The 24,095-nt window shown below is 56.0% G+C and carries 24 protein-coding genes; 10 read left to right on the forward strand and 14 right to left on the reverse strand.

What is annotated here, in order from left to right:
• Window positions 1-25 precede the first annotated feature (25 nt).
• From PSH79_RS13535 to PSH79_RS13545, 3 genes are read left to right on the forward strand one after another with little or no spacing between them, the layout of a single operon-like run.
• Complete coding sequence (locus PSH79_RS13535; protein ID WP_305443661.1) at window positions 26-1,534, forward strand: efflux transporter outer membrane subunit; 1,509 nt, start codon at window positions 26-28, stop codon at window positions 1,532-1,534.
• Window positions 1,531-2,721, forward strand: a complete 1,191-nt coding sequence (locus tag PSH79_RS13540) for an efflux RND transporter periplasmic adaptor subunit (RefSeq protein WP_305443663.1) — start codon at window positions 1,531-1,533, stop codon at window positions 2,719-2,721. Before PSH79_RS13535 ends, PSH79_RS13540 begins: the two co-directional genes overlap by 4 nt.
• A gap of 11 nt (window positions 2,722-2,732) precedes the next feature.
• Window positions 2,733-4,253, forward strand: coding sequence for an MFS transporter (locus PSH79_RS13545; RefSeq protein ID WP_305443666.1), 1,521 nt, complete (start codon window positions 2,733-2,735; stop codon window positions 4,251-4,253).
• A 48-nt stretch (window positions 4,254-4,301) separates the two neighbouring features.
• Here the strand turns inward: PSH79_RS13545 and PSH79_RS13550 are convergent, their stop codons facing one another.
• From PSH79_RS13550 to benA, 5 genes are all read right to left on the reverse strand, one after another.
• Window positions 4,302-5,276: an AraC family transcriptional regulator gene (locus PSH79_RS13550; protein WP_305443669.1), complete on the reverse strand. Its 975-nt coding sequence runs from the start codon at window positions 5,274-5,276 to the stop codon at window positions 4,302-4,304.
• A gap of 173 nt (window positions 5,277-5,449) precedes the next feature.
• On the reverse strand, window positions 5,450-6,208 hold the full coding sequence (locus tag PSH79_RS13555) for a 1,6-dihydroxycyclohexa-2,4-diene-1-carboxylate dehydrogenase (protein ID WP_123449843.1): 759 nt from the start codon (window positions 6,206-6,208) through the stop codon (window positions 5,450-5,452).
• Between the two features lie 23 nt (window positions 6,209-6,231).
• Window positions 6,232-7,245, reverse strand: a complete 1,014-nt coding sequence (gene benC / locus PSH79_RS13560) for a benzoate 1,2-dioxygenase electron transfer component BenC (RefSeq protein WP_305443673.1) — start codon at window positions 7,243-7,245, stop codon at window positions 6,232-6,234.
• 61 nt (window positions 7,246-7,306) lie between these two features.
• A complete protein-coding gene (benB, locus tag PSH79_RS13565) occupies window positions 7,307-7,795 on the reverse strand; it encodes a benzoate 1,2-dioxygenase small subunit (protein WP_123449845.1) in 489 nt (162 codons plus the stop codon).
• Complete coding sequence (benA, locus tag PSH79_RS13570) at window positions 7,792-9,156, reverse strand: benzoate 1,2-dioxygenase large subunit (protein WP_305443955.1); 1,365 nt, start codon at window positions 9,154-9,156, stop codon at window positions 7,792-7,794. Before benA ends, benB begins: the two co-directional genes overlap by 4 nt.
• A gap of 235 nt (window positions 9,157-9,391) precedes the next feature.
• Between benA and PSH79_RS13575 the strand changes: the two genes are divergently transcribed.
• Window positions 9,392-10,060, forward strand: a complete 669-nt coding sequence (locus tag PSH79_RS13575; protein WP_305443677.1) for a hypothetical protein — start codon at window positions 9,392-9,394, stop codon at window positions 10,058-10,060.
• 84 nt (window positions 10,061-10,144) lie between these two features.
• Here PSH79_RS13575 and PSH79_RS13580 read toward each other — a convergent pair whose 3' ends face one another.
• From PSH79_RS13580 to salA, 4 genes are all read right to left on the reverse strand, one after another.
• A complete protein-coding gene (locus tag PSH79_RS13580) occupies window positions 10,145-11,596 on the reverse strand; it encodes an aldehyde dehydrogenase (RefSeq protein WP_305443679.1) in 1,452 nt (483 codons plus the stop codon).
• 30 nt (window positions 11,597-11,626) lie between these two features.
• Window positions 11,627-12,775, reverse strand: coding sequence for an NAD(P)-dependent alcohol dehydrogenase (locus PSH79_RS13585; RefSeq protein WP_305443957.1), 1,149 nt, complete (start codon window positions 12,773-12,775; stop codon window positions 11,627-11,629).
• A 40-nt stretch (window positions 12,776-12,815) separates the two neighbouring features.
• A complete protein-coding gene (catA, locus tag PSH79_RS13590) occupies window positions 12,816-13,754 on the reverse strand; it encodes a catechol 1,2-dioxygenase (RefSeq protein WP_305443682.1) in 939 nt (312 codons plus the stop codon).
• 72 nt (window positions 13,755-13,826) lie between these two features.
• Window positions 13,827-15,110 carry a salicylate 1-monooxygenase gene (gene salA, locus PSH79_RS13595; protein ID WP_305443684.1) on the reverse strand — a complete coding sequence of 428 codons (1,284 nt, stop codon included), beginning with the start codon at window positions 15,108-15,110 and terminating at the stop codon, window positions 13,827-13,829.
• A gap of 145 nt (window positions 15,111-15,255) precedes the next feature.
• Between salA and PSH79_RS13600 the strand changes: the two genes are divergently transcribed.
• Window positions 15,256-16,155, forward strand: coding sequence for a LysR family transcriptional regulator (locus PSH79_RS13600; RefSeq protein WP_305443685.1), 900 nt, complete (start codon window positions 15,256-15,258; stop codon window positions 16,153-16,155).
• Between the two features lie 32 nt (window positions 16,156-16,187).
• Here the strand turns inward: PSH79_RS13600 and PSH79_RS13605 are convergent, their stop codons facing one another.
• Window positions 16,188-17,090 (reverse strand): LysR family transcriptional regulator, encoded by a 903-nt coding sequence (locus PSH79_RS13605; RefSeq protein ID WP_305443687.1) that lies wholly within the window; start codon window positions 17,088-17,090, stop codon window positions 16,188-16,190.
• A gap of 167 nt (window positions 17,091-17,257) precedes the next feature.
• Here PSH79_RS13605 and PSH79_RS13610 point away from each other — a divergent pair, with 167 nt between their 5' ends.
• The 3 genes from PSH79_RS13610 to PSH79_RS13620 all read left to right on the forward strand — a co-directional run bounded on the left by PSH79_RS13610 (window position 17,258) and on the right by PSH79_RS13620 (window position 18,562).
• The gene (locus PSH79_RS13610; protein WP_007910302.1) at window positions 17,258-17,455 is read left to right on the forward strand and encodes a 4-oxalocrotonate tautomerase family protein; all 198 of its coding nucleotides are present in this window, start codon (window positions 17,258-17,260) and stop codon (window positions 17,453-17,455) included.
• Window positions 17,456-17,525: 70 nt separating this feature from the next.
• Window positions 17,526-17,879, forward strand: a complete 354-nt coding sequence (locus PSH79_RS13615; protein ID WP_305443690.1) for a putative quinol monooxygenase — start codon at window positions 17,526-17,528, stop codon at window positions 17,877-17,879.
• Window positions 17,880-17,947: 68 nt separating this feature from the next.
• Window positions 17,948-18,562, forward strand: a complete 615-nt coding sequence (locus PSH79_RS13620; RefSeq protein ID WP_305443692.1) for a nitroreductase family protein — start codon at window positions 17,948-17,950, stop codon at window positions 18,560-18,562.
• Between the two features lie 84 nt (window positions 18,563-18,646).
• On the opposite strand, the gene PSH79_RS13625 is transcribed toward PSH79_RS13620, so the two are convergent.
• The 3 genes from PSH79_RS13625 to PSH79_RS13635 all read right to left on the reverse strand — a co-directional run bounded on the left by PSH79_RS13625 (window position 18,647) and on the right by PSH79_RS13635 (window position 21,266).
• Window positions 18,647-19,351, reverse strand: coding sequence for a hypothetical protein (locus PSH79_RS13625; protein WP_305443695.1), 705 nt, complete (start codon window positions 19,349-19,351; stop codon window positions 18,647-18,649).
• A gap of 71 nt (window positions 19,352-19,422) precedes the next feature.
• Window positions 19,423-20,217: an SDR family NAD(P)-dependent oxidoreductase gene (locus tag PSH79_RS13630; protein ID WP_007910309.1), complete on the reverse strand. Its 795-nt coding sequence runs from the start codon at window positions 20,215-20,217 to the stop codon at window positions 19,423-19,425.
• Between the two features lie 140 nt (window positions 20,218-20,357).
• A complete protein-coding gene (locus PSH79_RS13635) occupies window positions 20,358-21,266 on the reverse strand; it encodes a LysR family transcriptional regulator (RefSeq protein ID WP_305443697.1) in 909 nt (302 codons plus the stop codon).
• A 145-nt stretch (window positions 21,267-21,411) separates the two neighbouring features.
• Here PSH79_RS13635 and PSH79_RS13640 point away from each other — a divergent pair, with 145 nt between their 5' ends.
• Complete coding sequence (locus PSH79_RS13640) at window positions 21,412-22,365, forward strand: alpha/beta fold hydrolase (RefSeq protein WP_305443958.1); 954 nt, start codon at window positions 21,412-21,414, stop codon at window positions 22,363-22,365.
• A 72-nt stretch (window positions 22,366-22,437) separates the two neighbouring features.
• On the opposite strand, the gene PSH79_RS13645 is transcribed toward PSH79_RS13640, so the two are convergent.
• The gene (locus PSH79_RS13645; RefSeq protein ID WP_305443699.1) at window positions 22,438-23,337 is read right to left on the reverse strand and encodes a LysR family transcriptional regulator; all 900 of its coding nucleotides are present in this window, start codon (window positions 23,335-23,337) and stop codon (window positions 22,438-22,440) included.
• Window positions 23,338-23,446: 109 nt separating this feature from the next.
• Here PSH79_RS13645 and PSH79_RS13650 point away from each other — a divergent pair, with 109 nt between their 5' ends.
• Window positions 23,447-24,076: an NADPH-dependent F420 reductase gene (locus tag PSH79_RS13650; protein ID WP_007910316.1), complete on the forward strand. Its 630-nt coding sequence runs from the start codon at window positions 23,447-23,449 to the stop codon at window positions 24,074-24,076.
• Window positions 24,077-24,095 lie beyond the last annotated feature (19 nt).

Raw genomic sequence — 24,095 nt, forward strand, 5'->3', positions numbered from 1 at the left:
TATTTGCCGTAAGAGAACAAACGTAATGAACAGTTGTAAAAACGAGGCGTCAGCGCACCCACGTTATGGGCTTCCCCTTGCCGCTCGATTCTCGGTAGCAGCATTGGTGGTACTGCTAAGCGGATGCTCCTTCAATGATTTGAAGCCAGTCTCAAGCCTGCAACACCCCGGAAACGCCAGTGAAACCTTAGCCGATAGCGGGGTCACTCTCTCGCCATCTGCTTGGCCAACTCAAACCTGGTGGAGCAGCTTCAACGACAAGCAACTGGATAATCTGGTTGAGGAGGCGCTGGCACAAAGCCCGACGCTGCGCTCCGCTGCCGCTCGCGTGCGCCAGGCGAGCGCGCTGGAAGCAATAGAGGGCGCGTCGCTGTTGCCGCATATCGACGCATCAGCGAGCACCACCCGTGAGCGATTCAGTTCAAATGGCACCACCCCTGCCCCGGTTAAAGGCACCTGGCAAAATGTCGATCAGGCAACGCTGAATGTCGGTTACGAATTGGATTTCTGGGGAAAGAACCGCGAAGCGGTTGAAGCCGCTGTTGGACGCAGAAAGGCGCTTGAAGTCGATAGTCGCGCGGCATCATTGATTCTGTCATCGGCCGTTGTGCAGACCTATATCGCCCTGCAGGATACGTACGAGCAGTTGGACGTTGCCCAGGCTTTGTTGAATCAGCAAATCGATATCGAAAAACTCACACAACAACGATTCACCGCTGAGTTGGGTAGTCAGATCGATATCAAGCAATCACAGGCATCGCTTCCCGCCAGTCGCGCCAATATCGCGGCCTTGAAGGAAATGATCGAGCTGAACCAGAACAAGCTTGCCTCTTTGTTGGGCCAGGGGCCTGATCGAGGTAGATCGATCACCCGCCCTCACCTGCTAGCCAGCAACAACGTGATGATGCCCACCAACATTCCGGCCGAACTGGTGGGACACCGCCCCGATGTTGTTGCTCAGCGCTGGCGTGTAGAGGCGTCGGGGCATGAGATTGAAGTCGCCAAAGCTCGGTTTTATCCCAATGTGAATCTGACAGCCTTCGTGGGTTTGCAAAGCCTTGCGTTCAGCACTTTCAACGATCACAGCAGCCGAATTCTGGGTGTGTCGCCCGCTATAAGTCTGCCCATCTTTGAGGGTGGGCGTTTGCGCGGCAATTTGAGTGCACAGAACGCGGCTTACGACCTCGCCGTTGAAAATTACAACCAGACCGTTGTCGATGCGCTTCGCGATATTGCCGATCAGTTGTCTTCGCTTCGTTGGCTGAAAGAGCGAATGGCGCAGCAAGTGGACGCGGTCAATACCGCGCAAGCCGCTTCCGATCTGGTCAACCTTCGTTACGGCGCAGGATTGGCAACCTATCTGCAAGTGCTGGCCACGGAGAATGCGACCCTGGCCCAGAAGCGCCAACTGGTGACGCTGGAGTCTCGCGCACTGTCGCTGCAAGCGAACCTGAGCCGAGCACTGGGCGGTGGCTATCGCCCGGAACTGCCTGTCACCTCCCCCGCAAATTCCACCGTAGTTGATAAATCATGACCTCCCCAACACCCTCTTCTTCTGACGCCTCCCGTTCACCCAAGTCATTTCGTCCGCAACTGCTGCTGATTGTCGCGATCGTGCTGCTCTTGGCCGTCCTGGGGAGCTGGTATTTTCTGGGGCTTGGCAGTGAGTCCACCGATGATGCCTACGTGGACGGTAATATCGTGCAGGTGACCTCTCAGGTCGGCGGAACAGTGACCGTCATCAGCGCCGATAACACCGACCATATCGATGCCCACGCTCCGTTGGTCACGCTCAATGCAGTCGATGCCGAAATCCAGTATCAACGCACTCAGTCGAACCTGGCCCGAACCGTGCGACAGGCGCGTACCCAGTATTACCAGGTGCAACAACTGGAAGCTGAGGTCAGTCAGCGGCAGAACGACGTGCGCAAGGCTCGGGATGACGTTCGACGTCGCAGTCAACTTGCCGCAAGCGGCGCGGTGTCTCGGGAAGAGATCAGCCACGCCGAGGAAGTGCTGAAAAACGCGCTCGCTGGGCTCGACGGCACGCGGCATGCCTTGGCAGTGCGCCTGGCCATGGTGGATAACACCACGCTACGAACGCATCCCGACGTGCTGGTGGCTGCTGCCAATCTGCGTGATGCGTTTATTTCCCTGCATCGCACACAAATTAACTCGCCGGTTAGCGGCCTGATCACCAAGCGCAGTGTGCAGGTCGGCCAGCGCATCAGTCCCGGTGTTGCTCTGATGTCTGTCGTTCCGATCGATCAGGTTTGGGTGAACGCCAACTTCAAGGAATCGCAGATCGAGGACTTGCGAATCGGACAACCTGTGGAGTTGCACGCCGATGCCTATGCACGCAAGGTTATGTTTCACGGAACCATCGTAGGGCTGGATGCCGGGACTGGCAGCGCTTTTTCGTTGATGCCGGCACAAAACGCTACGGGCAACTGGATCAAAGTCACTCAACGCGTGCCGGTCCGTATCGCCCTGCGTCCTGACGAAATTGCCGCCAATCCATTGCGCTTGGGGCTATCAATGAGGGTGTCCGTTGATACCACCGATACCAGCGGCGAGCGACTTAATAAAAAGACACCAGCGCAACCCGCCTACAGCACCGATATTTTTGAGAACGAACTCAAGGATGCAAATGACATCGTCGAACAAATAATCAGCGCCAACGAAGACCGTGGCCCCTCCTCCCAACTGTTGAAACCTTGACGAGTCAGCTCATGTATCGGAAAAACGCCGCTTTGCTGATCGCCGTCGGCCTTTTATGCGCGCTCGAATATCTTCAGGCCGGCATGATTGCTTTCGCCTCAGCGCCTATTCGCGGCGAAATAGACGCCAGCCCTGAAGAATTCACGTTGGTCGCCGCGCTTTATGCGTGTATCGCAGTCGTGGTTATTTCAAAACAGCGCTGGTTGGTTGAGCGACTCGGCTGGCGCAATTTCATGTTGGGCTCGATCAGCATTTATGTGATGGGCGCCTTTGTGTGCGGCGTCAGCGATGATCTGACTTCGTTCACCGTTGGCCGCGTGATTATGGCGTTGGGAGGGGCGTCCTTCATGACGTCCGCTCGCTTGATGGTCAATCTTCTACCTCCCGGACCTGGGAGATTCGTAGGCGTCAAAGTGTTTGCAACCGGGCTTGCCAGCGGCACGGCAGCGGCCCCTTTTCTGTCATCGCTGGTAGTGGTCGAAGATACCTGGCATGCCATCTTCTGGCTGCTGATGGCGGGGGCCGTCGTAGCGGGTTTTCTATGTACAAGGTTCTTGCCTGACACGGCAATCGAGGAGGATGAACGCTCGCCGTCCAGTCCAGGAAACATCTTGCTGTTGTCTGTCAGCACCTTCTTCCTGCTGTATGTGCTGCAGCGTTCTTACTACGACTTTTATAACGAATCAGTGATTCTTTTGGCATTCGCTTTGCTGGCGGCTTTGGGTGTTTACATCTTCTTCCATGCTGAGCATTCCAAGGACACACCGTTTCTCAAAGTCAGGGACTTGATGCAGTCGCGCTACATCCTCGGCGTTGCGTTGTTCTGCTTCACGTACATCGTTCTGGGCAGCAATAACTACATTTTGCCGTACTTCCTGCAAACCGCCCTCGGCTACTCGTGGGACACGATCGGGACGTTTCAGGCGTTTGGTCTCGCCGGTGCATTATTGACGTGGATCGTAATGGCCTTCGTCATACCGAAGCATCCCGGACCGAAAAAGTTCTTTGTGGCCGGGTTTGCGGCCCTAATCAGCTTCGGCCTGCTTTTGTCATCGCTCACGCCTGACGCAAACATGTGGGCGAACATATTGCCCGCGCTGATACTCAATGGCTGCTTTGTAATGTTGGTGCTGGCTACCGCCGCCATGCAGACATTTCGCGATGTGACGCATCACGACACTTTGTTTGCCCATGCCTATCAAATAAAAAGCATGCTCGGGCAGATCGCCATGGCTCTCGGCACAACCGTTGCCACTTTATTTCTGCAATGGCGCACTACGCTGCAGTACAACAACCTAAATGGGCACTTCAGTTCAGCTGATCCAATTTACCAGGCAAACACGCAATTGCTGGCGCAGTCGCTAACGCCCGCCGTCGGCGTTGGGCCGGCCAATCAGATGTCGGTGATGACGCTTGCTCAAAGCCTGCATCAACAGGCAACCCTGGTGGCCTGCATGGAGTATTTCTGGATGATCATCCTGGTCGCCGGTATGGCGCTAGGTGTGTCCATGATCCAGAAGACCTTCAAATAATGCGTTTGTAACTCGTCCTGCGGTGCCCAGGTTCTGGGCGCCGCGCGTTCAAACGACGGCCATATGCTGCATGCGCCGCTTCAACGTATCCGAAGGCAATTCGGCGAACTGTCGGCGGTACTGTTCTGCAAATCTGCCCAAGTGGACAAATCCGTAATCAAGGGCCATTTCAGTAACGCTTCGCACATTGCAATCCGGATCGGCAAGGCATGCCTGGATGCGTGTCAGCTTCTGTTCACGGATGAACCGTTGCGGCGTGGTGTGCATGTGTCTTTCAAACAAGGTATACAACGAGCGCACACTCAGTTGCGCCTGATCCGCAAGGCTTTGGACGCTGATGTCTTGCTGCAGGTTACGACGGATGTAATCCACTATCCGCTCGAACGTGCTGTTGGTGCACGCCAGATGTTCACGCCTCACGTTATTGCGCATCAGGGTCAACATTTTACTGGCGACGATCTGCGCATAGTGCTCCTGGACACGGGCCAGCGCGGCGCCGTCCTCGGCTTCAGTACAGATGGTGGCCATCAACGGCACAAAAGCCTGCAATTGATCCAGCGAATAACGATGTTGGAGAAAACGGATGCCTTCGCTCGGATACAGCCAGCGCTGCTCCTCGCAGATTGACTCGAGCAATCGTGCAGGCACCTTCAGGATGAATTTCTCGCAGTCGTGAGAGTACGTCAGGTCAACCGGGTCGTCGGGATTGATAAGCAGCAACTCACCTGGCACCAGATGATGCACGCCGGCGGGCCCCCGCCAGAGACAGTCGCCACGCAGCAATATCTGCAAATGAAAGATGTCTTGCAAGGCGTCGGAGACCACTCGGACGCTGGAACCGTAGCTGATCCGACAGAGATCCAGGCTGGCAAATTTGCGGTGATTCAACTGAGCGCGGGCGTTGCTCTTGCGTGGTAATTGAATGCAATGGCTGCCGACATGCTGATTTACATATCCAGATACCGCATGGGGGTCGGCGTTCTTGAACACCTCGCTGCGCTCGCTTAGCAGGGGCATATTCATGTCGGTCACTCTTATATTATTGTTATCAATCAGGCTTGAAACTCAGGCAAAGCTATAGGTACAGGCCTCTTGATTCTCTGTCACGATCACGCCGAATACCAATACGAAAAGAGTTGGACACCATACTCGACAGGTATCCAACTCGCTTTCCAACCTTCACCCGACATCGGCACTCAGCCCAAGTCGCCACCGCCAACCGGTAGCGTGACGCCGGTGATGTAGGAGGCTTCATCGGAAGCCAGGAACAAAATTGCGCCGACCTGTTCATCAATCGTGCCGTAGCGTTTCATCAAGCTACTGTCCTTGGTCTGCTCGACGATCTGCGAGTACCAATGTTGTTCCTGTTCGGTGGGCACGGCGGTGTTACGGGGGATTCGACGTGGTGGTGCGTCTGTACCACCCGGAGCAGTTGCATTGACGCGCACACCGCGCCCGCCCGTTTCAAAAGCCAGGCAGGCCGTCAGCGCATTGATTCCGCCCTTGGCCGCGCCATAAGGTGCCCGATTGACTCCCCGGGTGGCGATAGACGAAACGTTGACGATCGCCCCGCTGCCTTGAGCCAGCATATGAGGCAAGGCGTTATGGCAGCACCAGAGAGTGGGAAACAGCGACCGACGTACCTCTGCCTCGATTTCGTCGGGAAGATAATGCTCGAAAGGCTTGGCCCAGATAGTGCCACCCACGTTGTTGATCAAAATGTCCAACCGGCCGAAGTGCTCAATGGCCTGGCTCACCACGCGCTGGCAATCGGCGTAGCGCTCCAGGTCAGCAGTCAACGCAAACACTTGCGCCGGCAGTTCGTGCACCAGTTCACTGCGATCCACAGCAACCACCCTTGCGCCTTCGAGCAACAGACGCTCGACGACGCCTCGACCAATGCCTTGCGCAGCGCCAGTGACCAGCGCGACTTTATTGTTGAATCTCATGCTCATGGCGACCTCGACATACCGCTTGCTCAGGCAGCACTGGCGGCAAATTTTTCGTAGTAGAAGTTGGCGGGAGAGATGCCCTGTTCACGAATGTAATGACTGACGGCCTCCACCATCGGAGGTGGCCCGCACAGATAGATGTCTACGTCGCCGCCATTCAAATGCTCAGGCGCAATGTGCTGGGTGACGTAACCCCTTTGCGGCCACTCGCTCTGCGGATTTGCCACACAGGCACTGAACGTGAAATTGGGAATGCTCGCCGTCAGGGCCTTGAGGCGGTCCATTTCTACCAGGTCGAAATCGTTGGTGACGCCGTAAATCAGGTGTAATGGGTGATCACTGCCTTGTTCGGCAATCGTCTCGAGCATTGCCGTAAACGGCGCAAGTCCAGTCCCGCCGGCCAGCATGAGCAGCGGCCGTTTGATCGGGCGCAGGTAAAAGCTGCCCAACGGACCCGCGAGGCTCATGTGATCGCCGACTTTGGCCAGCTCAGTGAGAAACTGGCTCATCAGACCGCCAGGAACATTGCGGATCAGGAAGCTTACGCGCCCCTCCTTCTGCACCGAGCTGAACGAGTACGCGCGTGTCTGGTTGCTGCCTGGCACTTGCAGATTGACATACTGACCCGGCAAGAACGTCAGGTCGGCGAGAGCATCGCCCTGGATGGACAGTGACAGCGTGCTGTCAGACAGTCGACGAACTTCCTGGATCGCCCCCTCATAAGTGGATTGCTGGGTCTTGCACACGTCGGACGACGCAGGAATGCTCACCACACAATCACTTTTCACCCGCATCTGGCAGGTCAGTACGAAACCTTCGCCTGCCTCCTCGGCAGTCAGGGCATCATCAATGTAATCCTCGCCGAGCTCGTACTCACCCGATTCGGCAAAACATTTGCAGGTTCCGCAAGCGCCATCGCGGCAGTCCAGCGGAATATTGATTCCTTGGCGGTACGCGGCATCGGCCACGGTTTCACTGGCCGTTGCGACAATGAAACGGGTTACGCCGTCTTCGAAATTCAGGGCAATCTTGTGGCTCATGACAAACCTCGCATGGCTGCGCGCCTCCCCACTCGTGGCGGGTTGCGCAACGCAGCCCGATTCACAGGTGGTAGATATCGATGACCTGACGGACGTAATCGTTTTTCAGTACCACTTTCTTGGCTTTGATCAGCGGCTGTTCTCCGCGCGTATCCAAGGTGTAGAAACTGGTACCGAAATAGCTGTCTACGGTCTTGTAGCGAAAGCTCAGCGTGTGCCAGTTGAAACGCACCGCGCACTGACCTTCGCTCATCTCGGTGATCTCGATATTGCTCAGGTTATGGGAGGTGCGGGTGTCCGGAATGCTCGCGCTGGAGCGCTCGGTCTTGATCCGGAATATCCGATCCTCCAAGCCCTCACGACTGCCGTACCAAATCAGCGAAATTTCACTTTGCGGATCTTCAGTCAGTTCGTCGTCGTCATCCCAGGACGGCATCCAGAACGTCGCATCGGCGGCATAGAGCTCCAGCCACTGATCCCACAGTTTGTCGTCAAGATAACGGGCTTCGCGAAAGAGGAAATCGCGCACTTGCTCATAGGAAGCGCTCATTGGACCTCCCGCGCAGGAATGTTGCCTGCCTGTTCGACGGCCACTGCTTGAAGCATGGTGTCTTTCCAGTATTTGTGCTGTTCCACGAACAGCCCCTCGTCTTCCGTGCGCACACCACTGAGCAACGGATGTAGATCGATTTCCAGCGCCGCTTCATCAGGTCCTTCAACCCAGTGTTCGGCACCGCGTGACATATCGTTCCACGCAGTCGCGCTGCCTTGATAACCGATCTGGCAGGAACGAAACTCCTCAAGGTCATCAGGCGTTGCCATGCCGCTGACGTTGAAAAAGTCTTCGTACTGGCGGATGCGTCGCGCACGGGCGTCTGCGCTTTCTCCCACTGGGGCGATGCAGTAAATGGTGATTTCGGTTTGATTGACCGAGATGGGCCGAGCAATGCGAATTTGCGAACTGAATTGGTCCATTAAGTAGACATTCGGATACAGGCACAGATTGCGCGAGTTCCCGATCATCCAGTCGGCGCGAGCCTGCCCAAAACCACTGACCAGTTCGTCACGGCGCTCATACAGAGGCCTGTCTTCCGGGTTGGCCCAGCGCGTCCAAAGCAGCATGTGGCCTTTGTCGAATGAATAGAAGCCACCGCCACTTTTTGCCCAGCCGCCTGCGCTCATGGTCGGGTTGACGTCGCCGGACTGACGCTCTTTACGCTGGTTCTGGGTGGCCGCGTAGTTCCAGTGCACCGAGCTGACGTGATAACCGTCCGCGCCATTTTCCGCGGTGAGCTTCCAGTTGCCCTCGTAGATGTAGCTGGAAGAACCACGCAGCACTTCCAGGCCGTCCGGGGACTGATCGACAATCATGTCGATGATCTTGGCAGACTCTCCCAAGTGTTCGGCCAAAGGCACCACGTCAGCATTGAGACTACCGAACAGAAAACCCCGGTAGGACTCAAACCGGGCCACCTTGGTCAGGTCATGCGAGCCTTCGCAGTTGAAGCTTTGAGGGTATCCGGCATTGCTCGGATCTTTGACCTTGAGCAGCTTGCCTGAGTTGTTGAAGGTCCAGCCATGGAACGGGCAGGTATAGGAAGATTTGTTGCCGCGCTTGTGTCGGCACAGCATCGCGCCGCGATGACTACAGGCATTCAGGAAGGCGTTAAGTACGCCGTCCTTGTTCCGTGTGATGAAGATAGGCTGGCGCCCCATCTGCAGCGTGATGTAATCATTTTTCTGAGGGATCTGGCTTTCGTGTGCGAGGTACAGCCAGTTGCCTTCAAAAATATGCTTCATTTCGAGGTCGAACAGGCGGGGATCGGTGAACATCTCGCGCTTGCAGCGGTAGATGCCCTCTTCACGGTTTTCCTCGAGCAAGGAATTGAGATACTCGACGCCAATGGACATGGTCTGAGCCTCCGTTGTTGTTATTGGTAGGCTCAGTGTCACCGGCAATCCGTATCAGCAATATCCGTTGCGTGCAGACCGCTATCCGGTTTGTGCAGAACAAACACGTTTCAGCTGAAGATCGCCATCGAATCGAATATATCGATAGTGATCATTCATAAATGCCATACATGCCGAATGTGAAAATATCGTCAAATACGCTTCTATTTCAATTAGATAACCATTCGGAGCTGTTTTGTACCCTAATCTGCGTGAGCTAAAACTGGCTTCTTTGTCGTTGTTGCTGAAATTTGGATTTGTCTTCTTTTCGCTGGCGATGCTCTGGCTGGACATCGCCATCTTCCACACTCAAATTCTCGAGATATCGTTCACCGAAATCAGCCAAGAGTTGATGCTGTTCATTATCGCCGTATTGTTCTGGACGTTACCGACGAGCAAAGGCCATGCGGGATTCAAATCATTGGCCGGCGGTTTCTTTGCCTGCCTGTTGATGCGAGAGCTGGATGGCTTGTTCGACCCCATCAGTCATAGCGCCTGGTGCGTGCCGTTCCTGGCCATTGCAACCGGCTGCGTAACAGTGGCCTTAAGCAAAACCAACCGCCAACAGACATTGGCCGACCTCGCTGCGTTCACACAGTCCCGCGCATTCGGTGCATTCGCTACAGGCTTTGGCGTGCTGCTGTTTTCACGCGTTTTCGGCATGGGGAGCTTTTGGCATCTTGTGTTGGGCGAAGGTTACGAGCGCTTGGCCAAGACGACGGTCGAGGAAGGAGTAGAGTTGTTGGCCTATTCAATGTGGCTGGCGACGACCATTGAGTATCGCCTGTCCGCCATCGCGACACCGGTACTCATATCGCCAAAACAATCTAGGGGTGAAGGGAAGATTCAAACGCACAGCGTTTAACGCGAGCGACAGGGACCCGCCGCGAGGAATCTGTTCATATCTTGGGTAGACCGGCTCCTCAGAGCCGGTTCCCATATCTGGATATCAGAATGGATAAGGCTGGTCAGAAGGCTCGACCGTGACCCATTTCACTTCGGTGAACTCTTCAATAACGGCGCTGCCGTCAAATCGACCGTAGCCACTGTTCTTCATACCACCGTAAGGGGCTTGAGGCTCGTTTTGCACCGTTGCCCCGTTGATGTGTACGCAACCGGCATCCAGTCGGCCAGCCAGATCAAGGGCAAGGCTGACATTGCGACTGAAGATGGCTGACGACAGACCGAACGCTGTATCGTTAGCGACTGCCAATGCCTGCTCCGCGCCTTTGACCCGAACCACGGTGGTCACTGGCCCAAAAGTTTCTTCATCGTAGATATCCATTTTCGATGACACTCGATCCACCAGCGTCGGCGCCATCTGCGCCTCCTCTGCCAGACCTCCCACCACAATCGTGGCCCCCTTCCCTACGGCGTCATCCAGCAACTGATTGATGCGCTGTACCGAGCCTTGGGAAATCATCGGGCCGATTACGCTGGCAGGATTAAGCACCGGGTTCCCCTGTTCGAGGTCTCGAATACGTTGAGCAAACTTTGCCACGAAAGCATCAGCGACAGACTCATCAACCACGAAGCGCTCGGTCGACATACAGATTTGCCCTTGGTACAGAAATGCGCCAAACACGGCAGCGTTGACCGCGCCTTCCAGGTCGGCGTCCTCTAACACAATAAACGGTGCCTTCCCGCCCAGCTCGAGCAAACACCGCTTGAGGTACTTCGCGCTGGTCTGGGCAATCATTCGACCGACGTTGGTCGAACCGGTGAAATTGACCCTGCGCACGGTATCGTGAGCGATCAGTACTTCTGTTACAGCGCCGGCATCTTCTGGCGCAGAAATAATGAAGTTCACCACGCCAGCCGGGAACCCTGCGTCATAGAACGCCTGGGCCAGCAGCTCATGAGTGCGCGGGCTGTTTTCTGAACCTTTGAAAATAACCGTGTTACCGCAGGCCAATGGGTAAGCAATGGACCGGGTGCCAAGAATGACCGGACCGTTCCACGGTGCAATGCTCAACACAGTACCGGCAGGCTGACGCAAGGTGACTGACAATGTGCCGGGCTTGTCGGTGGCAAGGGTTTCGCCCTTGATTTGGGTGGTCAGCGATGCCGCTTCACGAAGCAGATTGGCTGAAGCCCCGACGTTGAACTGCGACCAGAGTCGAGAGGCACCGATTTCTTCAGCCATGACACTGCAGAAAAGCTCCATCTTGCTTTCCAGCGCATCAGCCGCTGCCAGCAGTAGCCGACGACGCTCTGTCGGGCCCACTTTCGACCATGTTTTAAAGGCTTGCTGGGACGATGCAGCGACGCGTCGCGCATCTTCCACACTGCACGCCGCGCCGGTGCTGACAACGTTGCCACTGACAGGATCGATGCGCTGGTAAGTTTTACCGTCCGAGGCGGCTTGGGCGATATTGTCGATTACGAGTTGAACAGTCATCTTGAAATCCTTTGATGAGTTTGAAAAAAATTACGTGCGGTCGACAGCCGCCGGCATACGAAGTATCGGCTTGATGGTGATCCCGCTTTCACTATCAGCCATCGCTTCGTTGACCTGCTCAAAGGTGTAGAACCGGCACAACTTGTCAAAGGGGAAACGCCCTTGCAGGTGCAGATCGACAAGCGTGGGAATAAAGGCGTTGGCGACCACGTCACCCTGCACGATGCCCATAATGCGTTTGCCCGGGATCATCACGTCGTTGATGTTGAAAGCGACTTCGGTGCCCATCTTGGTCGCGCCGACGATGCCACAGGTGCCCAGCGTGGTGAGTGCATCGATGGCCTGACGTAGAACTTCCGCGCGTCCGGAGCATTCCAGGCTGTAATTCGCCCCGCCTCCAGTAATATCGCGAATGCGTTCCACCGGGTCTTCTTCCCGGCTGTTGATGACGTGTGTGGCGCCGACCTCAAGCGCCAGCTCCAAGCGACTCGGCGTAACGTCCACGGCGATAATGGTCGTCGCGCCGACAACCCGGGCGGCCATCACCGCTGCCAGACCGACTGCGCCGGCACCGAATGCAACGAAGCTGCTACCCGCTTCAACTCGTAGGGCCTTGAGCACAGAACCAGCGCCTGTCTGTATGCCGCACCCCAAAGGGCCAAGCAGTTCCAGCGGTGCTTTTTTCGATACTTTGACCACGTTGCGTTCGTTGGCAATCACGTAAGTCGAAAAGGACGACTGGCCGAAGAAGTGATCGTGTATCGGGGCCGCGTTGTCGCAACTGCAGGTGGAGGTGCTGCCGTCGAGGCGACCGCCACCGAAATTCAGTGGGTGCATATGGGAGCAATGCGCCGGATGTCCGGTTTCGCATGGCAGACAAAGGCCGCAGGACATGTAGGTCATGACAACGTGATCGCCAGGAACGATGGTTGTCACAGCACTGCCTACGGCCTCAACAATCCCTGCACCCTCGTGGCCCAGAACGATGGGCAGCGGTGTCGGAAATAGCTGGTCGCGTACGACCATATCGGTGTGGCAAACACCCGTTGCAACAATGCGTACACGAACTTCGTCGGGACGCGGAACGGCCAACTCGGCACGTTCAAACTGAAGTTTGCCGCCTGCCTCACGCAAGACGGCAACTTTGACTTCGATAGGCATGAGCGCAGTTCGGGACATGAACTTATCCTCTTGAATAAATGGGGTATCGAGCATTGACCTACGCGTCTTGCAGAGCACGCTGGCGATTGCTGCGTTGTTGCGCCTGAGCGCTGGCAGCGTGACGCAACTGGAAATCAAAGGTCATTTGTGCGAAACGCCCCGACACTTCGTGAGCGATGGATTGGGTTTCGTCATCAACGAAATGCACTTCACCAATCAAGCCGTCCCGGGTGGCATAGGCAAAGTCATCCCAGAGATACTTATCGTTAGAAAGGTTGATTTGGGTGGTCAAATGCTCATAACCCGGAGCCGACACGAAGAAATGAATATGCGCTGGGCGCTGGCCATGCCGGCCCAAATGGTTGAGGCACTGTTGAGTAGGGCCTTGAGGGTTACAGCCATAACCCGACGGCACGATGCTTCTGACGCGATAACGCCCTTGCGCGTCGGTCACGATGCGCCGGCGCAGATTGAACGGCGATTGGCTTTTGTCGAAGTGGGAGTAGTTGCCTTTACTGTCGGCTTGCCAAAGATCAACCAGCGCACCTGCAATGGGTTGTCCTAGTGTGTCCAGAACCTGACCGTCTAGAAACATCGGTGTGGCGATAGTGTCTTCGCTACCATCGTCCATCCGCGCAAACCCCTGACACAGCGGTGCGCCAGCCACATACAGGGGGCCCTCGATCGTGCGCGGTGTTCCGCCGCTGCGCCCTGCTTCCGCCTCTTTGGCATCGTTGAGAAGATCAAGGAAATGCTCGATCCCCAACCCTGCCACCAAGAGCCCAGCCTCATTGTTTTTACCCAGTCGATTGATGTACTCGACCCCCGCCCAAAACTCATCTTCGCTGATCTCAAGCTCCTCAATGAGTCGCGCGGTTTCCTGCAGAATTCGCAGCACAATCTGTTTGCTGCGCGAGTCTCCAGCGTCTTTTTTCATCCCGGCTGCGTCTTGAAAAAATTCGCGGATTTCAGCGGTTTGGGAAATGCTGACAGTCATGATGATTTCACCTTTTATTGTTAGGTGCGGACTGCGCCAGTCGCTAAGGACTGGCGAGCGGCAGGCAAGGATTCAGACAGCTTGTGCCCATCCGAGTCGAGTGTGCGCCTCAGCCAGGTCGGCTTGCATGTCGTGGTTCCACAACCAGTCAAAGCGACTGGCCAGCGTTGTCGAGAGCAGTGGCTCCTGGTCCGCTACCTTGGCGTCGCGGAACTCGTAGAGTTCGCCCGCTTCCCAGGATGTGCGTTGAACACGGCAAGCACGCGGACGGCGTATGGCGTCATACACCTCAAGCACCTGCTTCGCGTCACGTTGCAAAACCCGCGGATCGGCCAGCAGGCGTGCCAGTAACCAGGCATCTTCCAGCCCCTGCCCGGCTCCGGCGCCTTGATGCGGCAGCATCGCGTGCGCCGCGTCGCCGATCAGCCCGACACGGCCGTGGACGTAACCCGACAATTCGTCCAACTCATGTAGTGCCCAAAGGGTGGGATTGGGAATGCATTCAAGCAATACGCGAACGGCATCGCCCCACTCGCTGAAGGCTTCGAGCATCTCGGCCTGGGTGGTGTTTTTCACCCAAGGTTTGTCTGCCGGCCATACTGGATTGGCCTCAGTCCGATCCGAAACAAATGCCACGACGTTGATCAGTCGACCCTGTTTGACCGGGAAAGTCAGGATGTGGGCATCGAGGCCCAAATACATTTGCGGAACGTTGATCAAATGCTCATCGACGCCCGCCGCACGATAGGCGTCGCGCAGCTGCGAGCTGTCAATCATTCCGCGGTAGGCACAGGTGCCACTAAAGCGCGGGGTAACCAAAGGCTGGCCCAAGCCCTGGAGGACGTAATCTCGAATTGAGGATTTGATTCCGTCTGCAGCGATCAAGAGATCACACTGATGATGCGTGCCGTCGGTGAATTGGACACTCACGCGATCACCCGTTTCTTCGACACTCACTGCTCGTTTGCCAAAAACGGCAATACCCTCAGGAAGCTGGCTGGCCAGCGCATCAAGGAAATCTGCGCGATGCACTGAAGACTGACCGACACCTTCAGCAATGCTTGCGCCGAGGTAGCCGGCATCGACACCCCGACGCCATTCAAACCAGATGTCCTGCCAAGGCTGAGCGGTCCGGTCGGCGATTTGCTCGTATGGCTTGCCGATGCCCAGACCTTCGATTGCTCTTACAGCGTTTGCTCCAAATGAGACACCCGCACCGACTTCGCCGAATGCCGGTGCGGCTTCAAACAATTGAACGTCCAGATGTGGATGGCGGCACAGATCCAGTGCGAGGGCGACACCTGCGATACCACCGCCAACGATTGCGACTTGCAAGACAGATTTAGGGCTATTCATGGGGGAAACCTTTATGTTGTTTTTGGAATAGCCCGATCATGACTATTCACAAAACATTGATAAATGGCCTCACCTCCATACAACCTATCACCACCCTGAATACTGGTATGCTTGCAAACTCGTTACTCCTCCCGAGATGCCTGCAATGCACCTACGCGAACTCGACCTGAACCTGCTGGTGATCTTTCATCAGCTATTGATCGACCACAGTGTTTCCGGCGCGGCTGAAACACTGGGACTGACTCAGCCAGCCGTGAGCAATGCACTCAAGCGTCTGCGTATCTCACTCAATGACGAACTGTTTGTGCGCACCCATCAAGGGATGCAACCAACGCCCTATGCGTTGCAAATGGCCGAGCCGGTGTCTCAGGCAATCAACCTCCTGCATGGCGCCATCAATCGCCAGGATGAGTTCGATCCGGCCACCAGTCAAAAACGCTTCGTAGTGGCGATGACCGACATCGGCGAGATTTACTTTATGCCGCGCTTGATCGATGCCCTACTCAAGCAGGCCCCAGGGATTTCGGTCAGCACGCTGCGCAGCAATGCGGGACTGTCTGAAAGTCTTGCCAGCGGCGAGGTTGATCTGGCGGTCGGATTACTGCCGGATTTGCAGGCTGGCTTCTATCAAAGACGTTTGTTCCATCATCGATACGTTTGCTTATGCCGCCAGGATCATCCGCTGACACAACTGCCCATGACGCGAGAACGTTTTTGTGAATATGGGCACGTGAGAATCGTTGCAGCCAGTACCGGCCATGGTGAGATAGACACGCACATGCAACGGGCTGGCCTGCAACGTCAGATACGCCTGGAGGTGCCGCACTTTGTTGCGGTGGGGCATATTTTGCAGAACACTGATCTGGTCGCGACCGTACCTGAGCGCTTCGCCAGCAGTTGTAGCGGACCGTTCCGTTTGACCATTTTGCCGTTGCCATTACCGCTGCCGGAGATTGCGATCAATATGTTCTGGCACACGAAATACAACCGCGATCCGGCCAACAAATGGTTCCGGCAACTGATGTTTGATCTCTTCAGTGATTGAGTTTCAGACGATAAGGGCGTCATGGCGGCAGGTCACTGCCAATGCTCACAAAGTTTGACCAACTCATCGACCACGTACCTGACCTTCGGCCGTAGATGCGAGACCTTTGGCCAGACGGCATGCACATCAACTGGGTCAGGCTCGTAATCTTCCAGCACTTCGACAAGCCTCCCCGCCTCCAGGTCTTCTCTGAACAGGCAGCGCGGCATCTGGCACAAACCTGTCCCGGCGACGGCGGCAAGAATCATCGCTTCGCCGTCACCTATCTGGTGCGTAGACGGTGGCGCATAACGGACCGTTGTCGAGCCTTGCCTGACGCGCCACGACAACGGCTGACCGCGACGATGGCCGACGATGCAATGGTGATGACTTAAATCCTCCAGAGTTCGTGGAACACCAAACCGCTGCAAATAACCGGGCGCTGCACAAATCGCCCATCGTTGGCGAGTAAGTCGGCGTGCTACCAGTCCGCTGGTGTCCTTCAGCTCGCCGAAGCGCACCAAGAGATCAATGCCTTCTTCAAACGGATCAACAATGTGGTCGGAAAACGTCATGTTCAGTTGCAGTGCGGGGTATTTGTTAGCGATCTCGAACAGCAATGGCGCAACGACCCGACGACCAAACGCCACCGGGATGTCCACTCGCAGGCGACCGGAGGGTTCCCCTGCCCCCGGCCCGAGGCCACTTTCCGCCGCGCCGATTTCCTCGAGCGCTGTGGAGCACGCGGTGAAATACGCTTCGCCGTCGGCCGTCAGCGAGATGCGTCGTGTGGTGCGGTGGAACAGCTGTGTGCCCAGTCGATCCTCAAGCCGCGCAATTGATTTACCCACGGCCGATTTGGATAGTCCGAGCCGTTCTGCGGCCTGAGTGAAACTGGTTGATCGGGCGGCGACCACGAATGTGATGACGCCCTGAAACGAATCGACAGGAATCATGCGGATCATCTGATTGTAGAGTTTGGATCTACCCAGATTATAGTTTCAGGCTGTTTATCGCCAGATCATTCGACATTAGCATTGAATCTCGAAAAACATCGGTGCAACGCGCCTCAAGCTTGCAAGCACACCGATTATCCAGATCAACGTCTAAAGAGGAATTTGCCATGCCTGTCGTACGAGTCAGCTGGTTTGAAGGTAAAGAACACGAGCAGAAAGCCGCTGTCGCCGCAGACATCACCGCGAGCATCGTCAAGCACACCGGTACTGATGCGAACTACATCTACGTCATTTTTGAGGACGTCGCCGCCTCCGACTGGGCCGGTGCCGGCAAATTGTTTGGAGAGGCGCCGGAGAAATCCTGACCCGATCGTTAACGCCTGCATCGGCTGGGTCAGCGATGCATTCTCACTAGCGTCTAAGGAAAGAACCTCCATGCATCCACACATCTCCTGCCTGTTCTCCCTCGCGGTCAAACCCGCTGACTTCCCAGAATTCAAAGCGCTGATCGCCAACATTGTCGAAGCCACCAGCGCTGAGCCGGGCACACTGGTTTACGAATACAGTGCCAACGAAGACAACAGCGTCGTTCACATTCTTGAGCGCTACAACGTCGGTGCTGTGGTCAGCCACGTAGACACTACGTTTGCACCATTCGGTCAGCGTTTTCTAGAACTTTGCACCGTCACCAGCCTGGTTGTGTATGGCACGCCTGACGCCGAAATCCGTAAACGTCTGGATCCGTTCGGGGCTGTGTACATGACCCCATTCGACGGTTTCAGCCGCTAATTTTCAGACGGCGCAGGCTCCACTTCAATGACTGGGTCTGCGCACTCTCCTCCCGCACAGAGACCCTCATGTCCGATATCGCAAACATTATCAAATCCCGCATTTCCGCCAACAGCTACGACACTGAGCGTAGCCTGAGCGATCAACAGGTTGCCGAGCTGATCGAGTTGGCTACCCATGCACCTTCCGCGTTCAATCTGCAAAACTGGAAATTCCTCGCCGTACGCAGCGCCGAAGCCAAAGCACGTCTCCTGCCTCTGGCGTGGGGGCAGCAGAAAATCGTCGACGCCCCCGTGACATTTATCGTCTGCGGCACACTCAATCCGCACGAGACATTGCCATCGGCCCTCAAACCTACCCTGGACGCCGGCATTATTGATCAAGCCATCTACGACATGTGGGTAGGTGCAGCTGAAGGCATGTACAAGGAAAACCCACAGCTGCAGCGTGATGAGGCGATTCGTTCCGGCTCACTGGCAGCCATGACACTGATGCTCGCCGCGAAGGGCCAAGGCCTGGTGTCTACGCCGATGATCGGCTTCGATCAGTCTGCGGTGGCCAAGGAGTTTGGTCTGTCTGATCTGGAAATTCCGGTCATGCTGGTCACCGTTGGCTACCCAGGCGCAACCAACTGGCCGCAGAAACCGCGCAAGGCCGTCAACGACGTTCTGCAGTTCGTGTAAACACGCTCGCCTCGGCGAAGTCAGATTGATCGCTGGCTTCGCCGATTTATTGATTTATTCAAAGACACTACAAGCCTTTGAAGCTCAACCCTTGTCGTCGCTGGAAATCCGCAGATTTCTGAAGTGCGCGACTGTCCCGGACTCGATCCAGATACCCACTCCCCCGCGCTGCGCCGCCCCGTACTTCAGATCCCGTACGATAAACGCCGGTTTCTCCTTGTGATCCAGGAACAGATCAACGTTTGAACCTTTGATCACCAACTTCATATGAATCCATCGACCCAACTCGAGGTCGGCGTAGGTCTCGTACTTTTCCGGCGATTCTTTGCGAAGCTGATCAAATCTGAAGTCTGGATAACCGGCGTATTGCACAGAATGATTGCGTCGTATCTGGTCATCCGCCGAACTGTTGGTCGGTCGCAGGTAAATGCTTTCGAAGCGCCCTGCCCCGTCTATTCGAAAGGCAACACCGACAAAGCCACGCGCGTATTCAGGTGCGTCTATTGCCAAGTCGCTGGCGACGTCGACTTCGATGGAGCCATCCCCAAAATCCATGGGCAGCCACGCCATGAAGTCTCTGTCGAGCAACCGTTCCCGGGTCGGGTCTTGATAGGAGGAACCGGGCATTTGCAACGCTAAGGCGTGCTGCCCTTGATAAAGCGTATCGACCAGCGAAACGCCCGACAGCTGATATTCGGCGGGCGTTGTATATGCGCGCGCCACTTGATCACTTGCCATCACTACTCCAGCTAAAAGAGACGCCGCGACAGCGATCAAATGCACCATCATCGCAAAGGCTCCAGGCTACGAACAAAAGAGACCCATGACGCAGGCCGGCATGGGTCTGCGATTGTTTCGAATCAGACGATGTCGTCGACCACGCCACCATCGACTCTGAGCGAAGCTCCCGTAGTGGCCGATGCTTGCGGCGAGCACACATAAACGATCATGTTGGCCACCTCCTCCACAGTGGCTGCACGCTGAATGATCGAGCTCGGGCGATGCTGCATCACAAAATCAGCGACGACCGTCTCCAGCGATTTGCCGGTGCGCTCTACTTCACCCTTCATCATGTCTGCCACGCCATCGGACAGCGTCGGCCCAGGCAGGACGCTGTTGACGGTCACACCGCTGCCAGCCACGCGTTTTGCGAGGCCGCGAGCCAACGCCAACTGCGCCGTTTTTGACACACCGTAATGGATCATGTCCGCGGGAATATTTCGGGCCGACTCGGAGGCGACAAACACCACCCGGCCCCAACCGTTCTCAACCATGGCTGGCAGCAATGCGCGACTGAGACGAACGCCGGACATCACGTTGGTTTGCCAGTAGTTGTTCCAGACCTCGTCGTCTGTTTCAAAGAAATCCTGTGGCTCATAGATGCCTGCATTGTTCACCAGGATGTCGATGCCACTGACACCAGCGAGCAAGACCTCCACGCCTTCGGCAGAACTCAGATCCGCAGCCACACCACTGACGGTCGCGCCGGGTACTGCTGCGTGCAACCGAGCGATCGCGTCGTTGACCGAGCGTTCACTGCGACCGTTTATGACAACCGCTGCGCCGGCCTGTGCAAGCCCCTTGGCAATGGCGAAACCAATACCTCCGGTAGAAGCGGTAACCAGTGCGTGTTTGCTATCGAGTTGAATATTCATCATTTCTCCGTCAAGAATGAGCGGGTATTGCTACCCGTCATCTGTTTCTACTGTCAGCGTAGAAAACAAAGCTGCCACTGTATGGGCTGCCCTCGCGTGGATAAATATCGATTCGGAATGGGGATCTACAACAGTTTGTTTCAAAAGCGCTCGGGCGCGATCGAGTCGGCTCCAAACGCCGCTATAGCGAAGTCGAGAAAACTGCGCAATTTTGGCGTCAGCCTGCGATCAGGTGCATACAAGATATGCAGGGGGCGACTTGGAGGTGGGTAGTCGGGCAGTAAAGCAACCAGCTCACCTTTCTCTAGTGATTGGCGAACCAATTCCTCCGGCTGCAGCAATATGCCCAGGCCGGCCAATGCGGCACACAACAGCGGTTCGCCGTGATCCGCCATGAAGCGGCTGCCAACCGGAACAACCACCGTCCCTTCCGGGCCATTGAATGTCCAGTGTGTGCGCAATTCCGTATGCGAGAAACCCAGACACTCATGGTCCTGAAGGTCCCACGGTGTTTCGATCGCTGGCTTGCCTTGCAGATAAGAAGGTGCAGCGCACAGTACAAGTTTATAGGGCGCCAGTTCCCTGGCAACCAGCCCGCTGTCAGCCAATTGCCCGACCCTGAATACCACGTCGAAACCTTCATCGATGAGGTCAATCGCGCGGTTGGCAAGGCTCAACTCGATGCTCACCAATGGATTGGCTTCCATGAACTCAGGCAGTCGCGGCGCAAGAGACTGCATGCCGAAACTGACGGGAGCGTTGATCCTCAAGCGCCCACTGGGCAAAGCCTGAGTGTGCGCGGCCAGGTTCTCAGCCGACTCCACTTCCGCAAGAATGAATTTGGAACGCTCGTAGAATTCACGCCCGAAGTCCGTCAGGCTCTGTCGTCGAGTCGTGCGATTGAGCAGACGTACGCCCAAGTGTTGCTCCAAATGATGGACATGTTTGCCAATCAGTTGCGCCGACATTTGCAACGCGTCACCGGCGGCACTGAAAGATCCCATTTCCACGGCTTTAACAAACGCCGCCATGCTGCTCAGACGATCCATTCCCAACAATCCGTTTCTAATGTTCGGGCATTTTGAGTATTTATTTCCCTACTGTCCAAGGCCTATCGTGGCGTTGCAGCGAATCGCTGCGCCTGGCGAGGCATTTGCCTGTTCAGACACGATTGTTAAAGACATGGGAAGGACTGTGAAATACCCGCTGAAAAATCAATCGCTCTCCGAAATACTCGGCGAAGACTTTTACTTTCCGCACGAAATCATTGGCCAGCCGTTCCGCGCTGCGGACTTTGAAGATCTGAAAATCAGCAGCTTCACCACAGGCGACGGTGTGAGCCTGGCGTACTGGGAAGCCGGAAGCGGTCAGCCGTTGATCTTCATTCCCGGCTGGTCTGCGAACGGCGCAATGTATTTCCACCTCATGCAAATCCTGAGCAAGCATTATCACGTTTACGTGCTCGATGTCCGCAACCAGGGGCTTTCGGAGAAGACCGTAAAAGGTAATCGCATCTCGCGTTACGCCATGGATGTGAAGGAATTTGCGCAGCATCTGGATCTGCCCCAAGCGCACTATTGCGGTTGGTCCATGGGGGCCTCGATCATGTGGGCTTATATTGATCTTTTCGGCACACAAGGCATCCGTACCCTTAGCATCATTGACCAAGCCCCCTCAATCTACTGCCACGCTGACTGGACGGAACAGCAGCGACTGGAGGCCGGCGCATTCACCACATCGCCTGAACGCATGATCGCTTCCTACGTCAACATGACGCCCACCAACCAGTTGGTTTCTGGCAGCCGGGTTGTCGAGCGCGCGATGGCGCTCGACTCCCCTTACTTTCACAATGTGATTAGCCTCGTACAGGCCGTGGTGAAAGACGACATGGCGTTCACTGGCCTGGTACTTTTCGATCACGCTACCAACGATTGGCGCGATGTCATTCAAAGCAAGATTGACGTTCCGACGGCGATTTTTTCCGGCGAATACAGCGACTGGCTGGAAAGTCAGCGATGGATGCACGCCGTAATCCCGGACTCAGTTCTGCATGTCTACAGCAAGGCGGACCAGGGCGATCACTTCCTGGCATTCAAGCACCCGGAAAAGTTTGCGGCAGATTTGCACAGCTTCTTGCAACGGTCGTAATTGATACAGGCTCCTTTTGCCCGGCTGAATGCTCCCCCTTGTTGTCAGTCGGGATTTTTTGTTGAACCTGTTCTAGCGCTCCCATTGCGGGTGAGCGAAACGCTCAGCCAGAAAGTTGATCAAGACGCGGACTTTGGTCGCCAGATGCTTGCGCGTGGGATAGACCACATAGATGCCCAGTTCGACCGATTGATACGCCGGCAGAATCTCAACCAGATCCCCCTTGCGCAGGTCTTCGGCCACCATGAAACTGGGCTGCAGGGCGATTCCACCGCCTGCCAGTGCAATGCTGCGACAGGTATCGCCATTATTGCAGCGCACACTTGAGCGTGTACGCACAGTCTCGCTTCCGTCAGGCCCTTCGAACTGCCACTCGTTACCGCTGGCAAAGTTGGTGTAGGCGATGACCCCGTGCTCTGCGAGGTCAGACAGCGAGCGAATCTCAGGGTGATTGGCCAGGTACTCGGGCGAAGCACATAAGCACATTCGCGTTCCCGCAAGACGTCGCCCCACCAGAGAAGAACTTTCCATCCGCGCAATGCGAACGGCGGCATCAAAGCCCTCCTCCACCAGATCCACCAACCGGTCATTCAGGCTGATATCCAGTTCAACGTTGGGGTACACCTTCATGAAGTCTGCCCACACCGGAGCCAAGTGCAGCACCCCGAAACTGACCGGCGCATTGATCCGCAGTACACCGCTCGGCTCGGGCGCCGACGACGAAACCGCCTCTTCCGCCTGATCCATGAGCGTCAGTACATCGCGTGCCTGGTGATAGAACTGGCGCCCTTCCTCCGTCAATGAAAGCTTGCGTGTGGTGCGATGCAGCAGTCGCACGCCCAGGCGTTCTTCAAGCCCACTGACGTAACGCGAAATAGCCGCCTTCGACATCTCCAACGGCTCGGCTGCGCCGACGAAGCTGCCTTTATCCACCACCGTGCAGAAGACCTGCATCTCTAACGCCCTGTCCATTACTGTCTCACTAAGTGGAACTATTAATCGCATTTCGCCTTATTTATCTCATTTTTACAACCTATAAACTGAGCCCATCGAAACGAACATCAACGGAGATGAAGTCACTATGAAAATTACAGTCGTGGGTACCGGCAACATGGGTTCGGCGTTCACCAAGCAATTGTCCGCCGCCGGACACATCGTTCGAGTCACTGGCCGTGACATGGAAAAGGCCAAGGCACTGGCTGCTCAGTTTGAAAATGCACAGGCTTACCCGGCAGCAGAGGCTCTGGGCGACAGCGATGTCGTAGTAATTGCCACCGCCTACCCCGATGCCGTAGCTGCGCTGCAAAGCCTGGGCGATCTGATTGGCAAAGTGATCATCGACATCACCAACCCGCTGAGCGCCGACTACATGTCGCTGACCATCGGTCACGAGACCAGCGCCGGCGAAGAAATCGCCAAAGCAGTGCCTCAAGCGCACGTCGTCAAAGCCTTTAACACCTTGTTCGCTCAAGTACTCGCCGATGGTCCGACGTTCGCGGATAACCAGAAAGGCAGCGTGTTCGTCGCCAGCGACAGTGAGCGTGCCAAACAAACCGCTATCACCCTCGCCTACAGCCTGGGCTGGAATGCGGTGAACACCGGTGGACTGATCAACGCACGTTACCTGGAGCCACTCGCCGGCCTGAATATCTACCTCGGCTACGGCGCCGGTCTGGGCACCTCGATCGCCCCGGTCTGGCTGAACAAGTAATCACATTGGAGCTTTCACC

Source organism: Pseudomonas sp. FP2196, assembly GCF_030687715.1.
Classification (GTDB): Bacteria; Pseudomonadota; Gammaproteobacteria; order Pseudomonadales; family Pseudomonadaceae; genus Aquipseudomonas.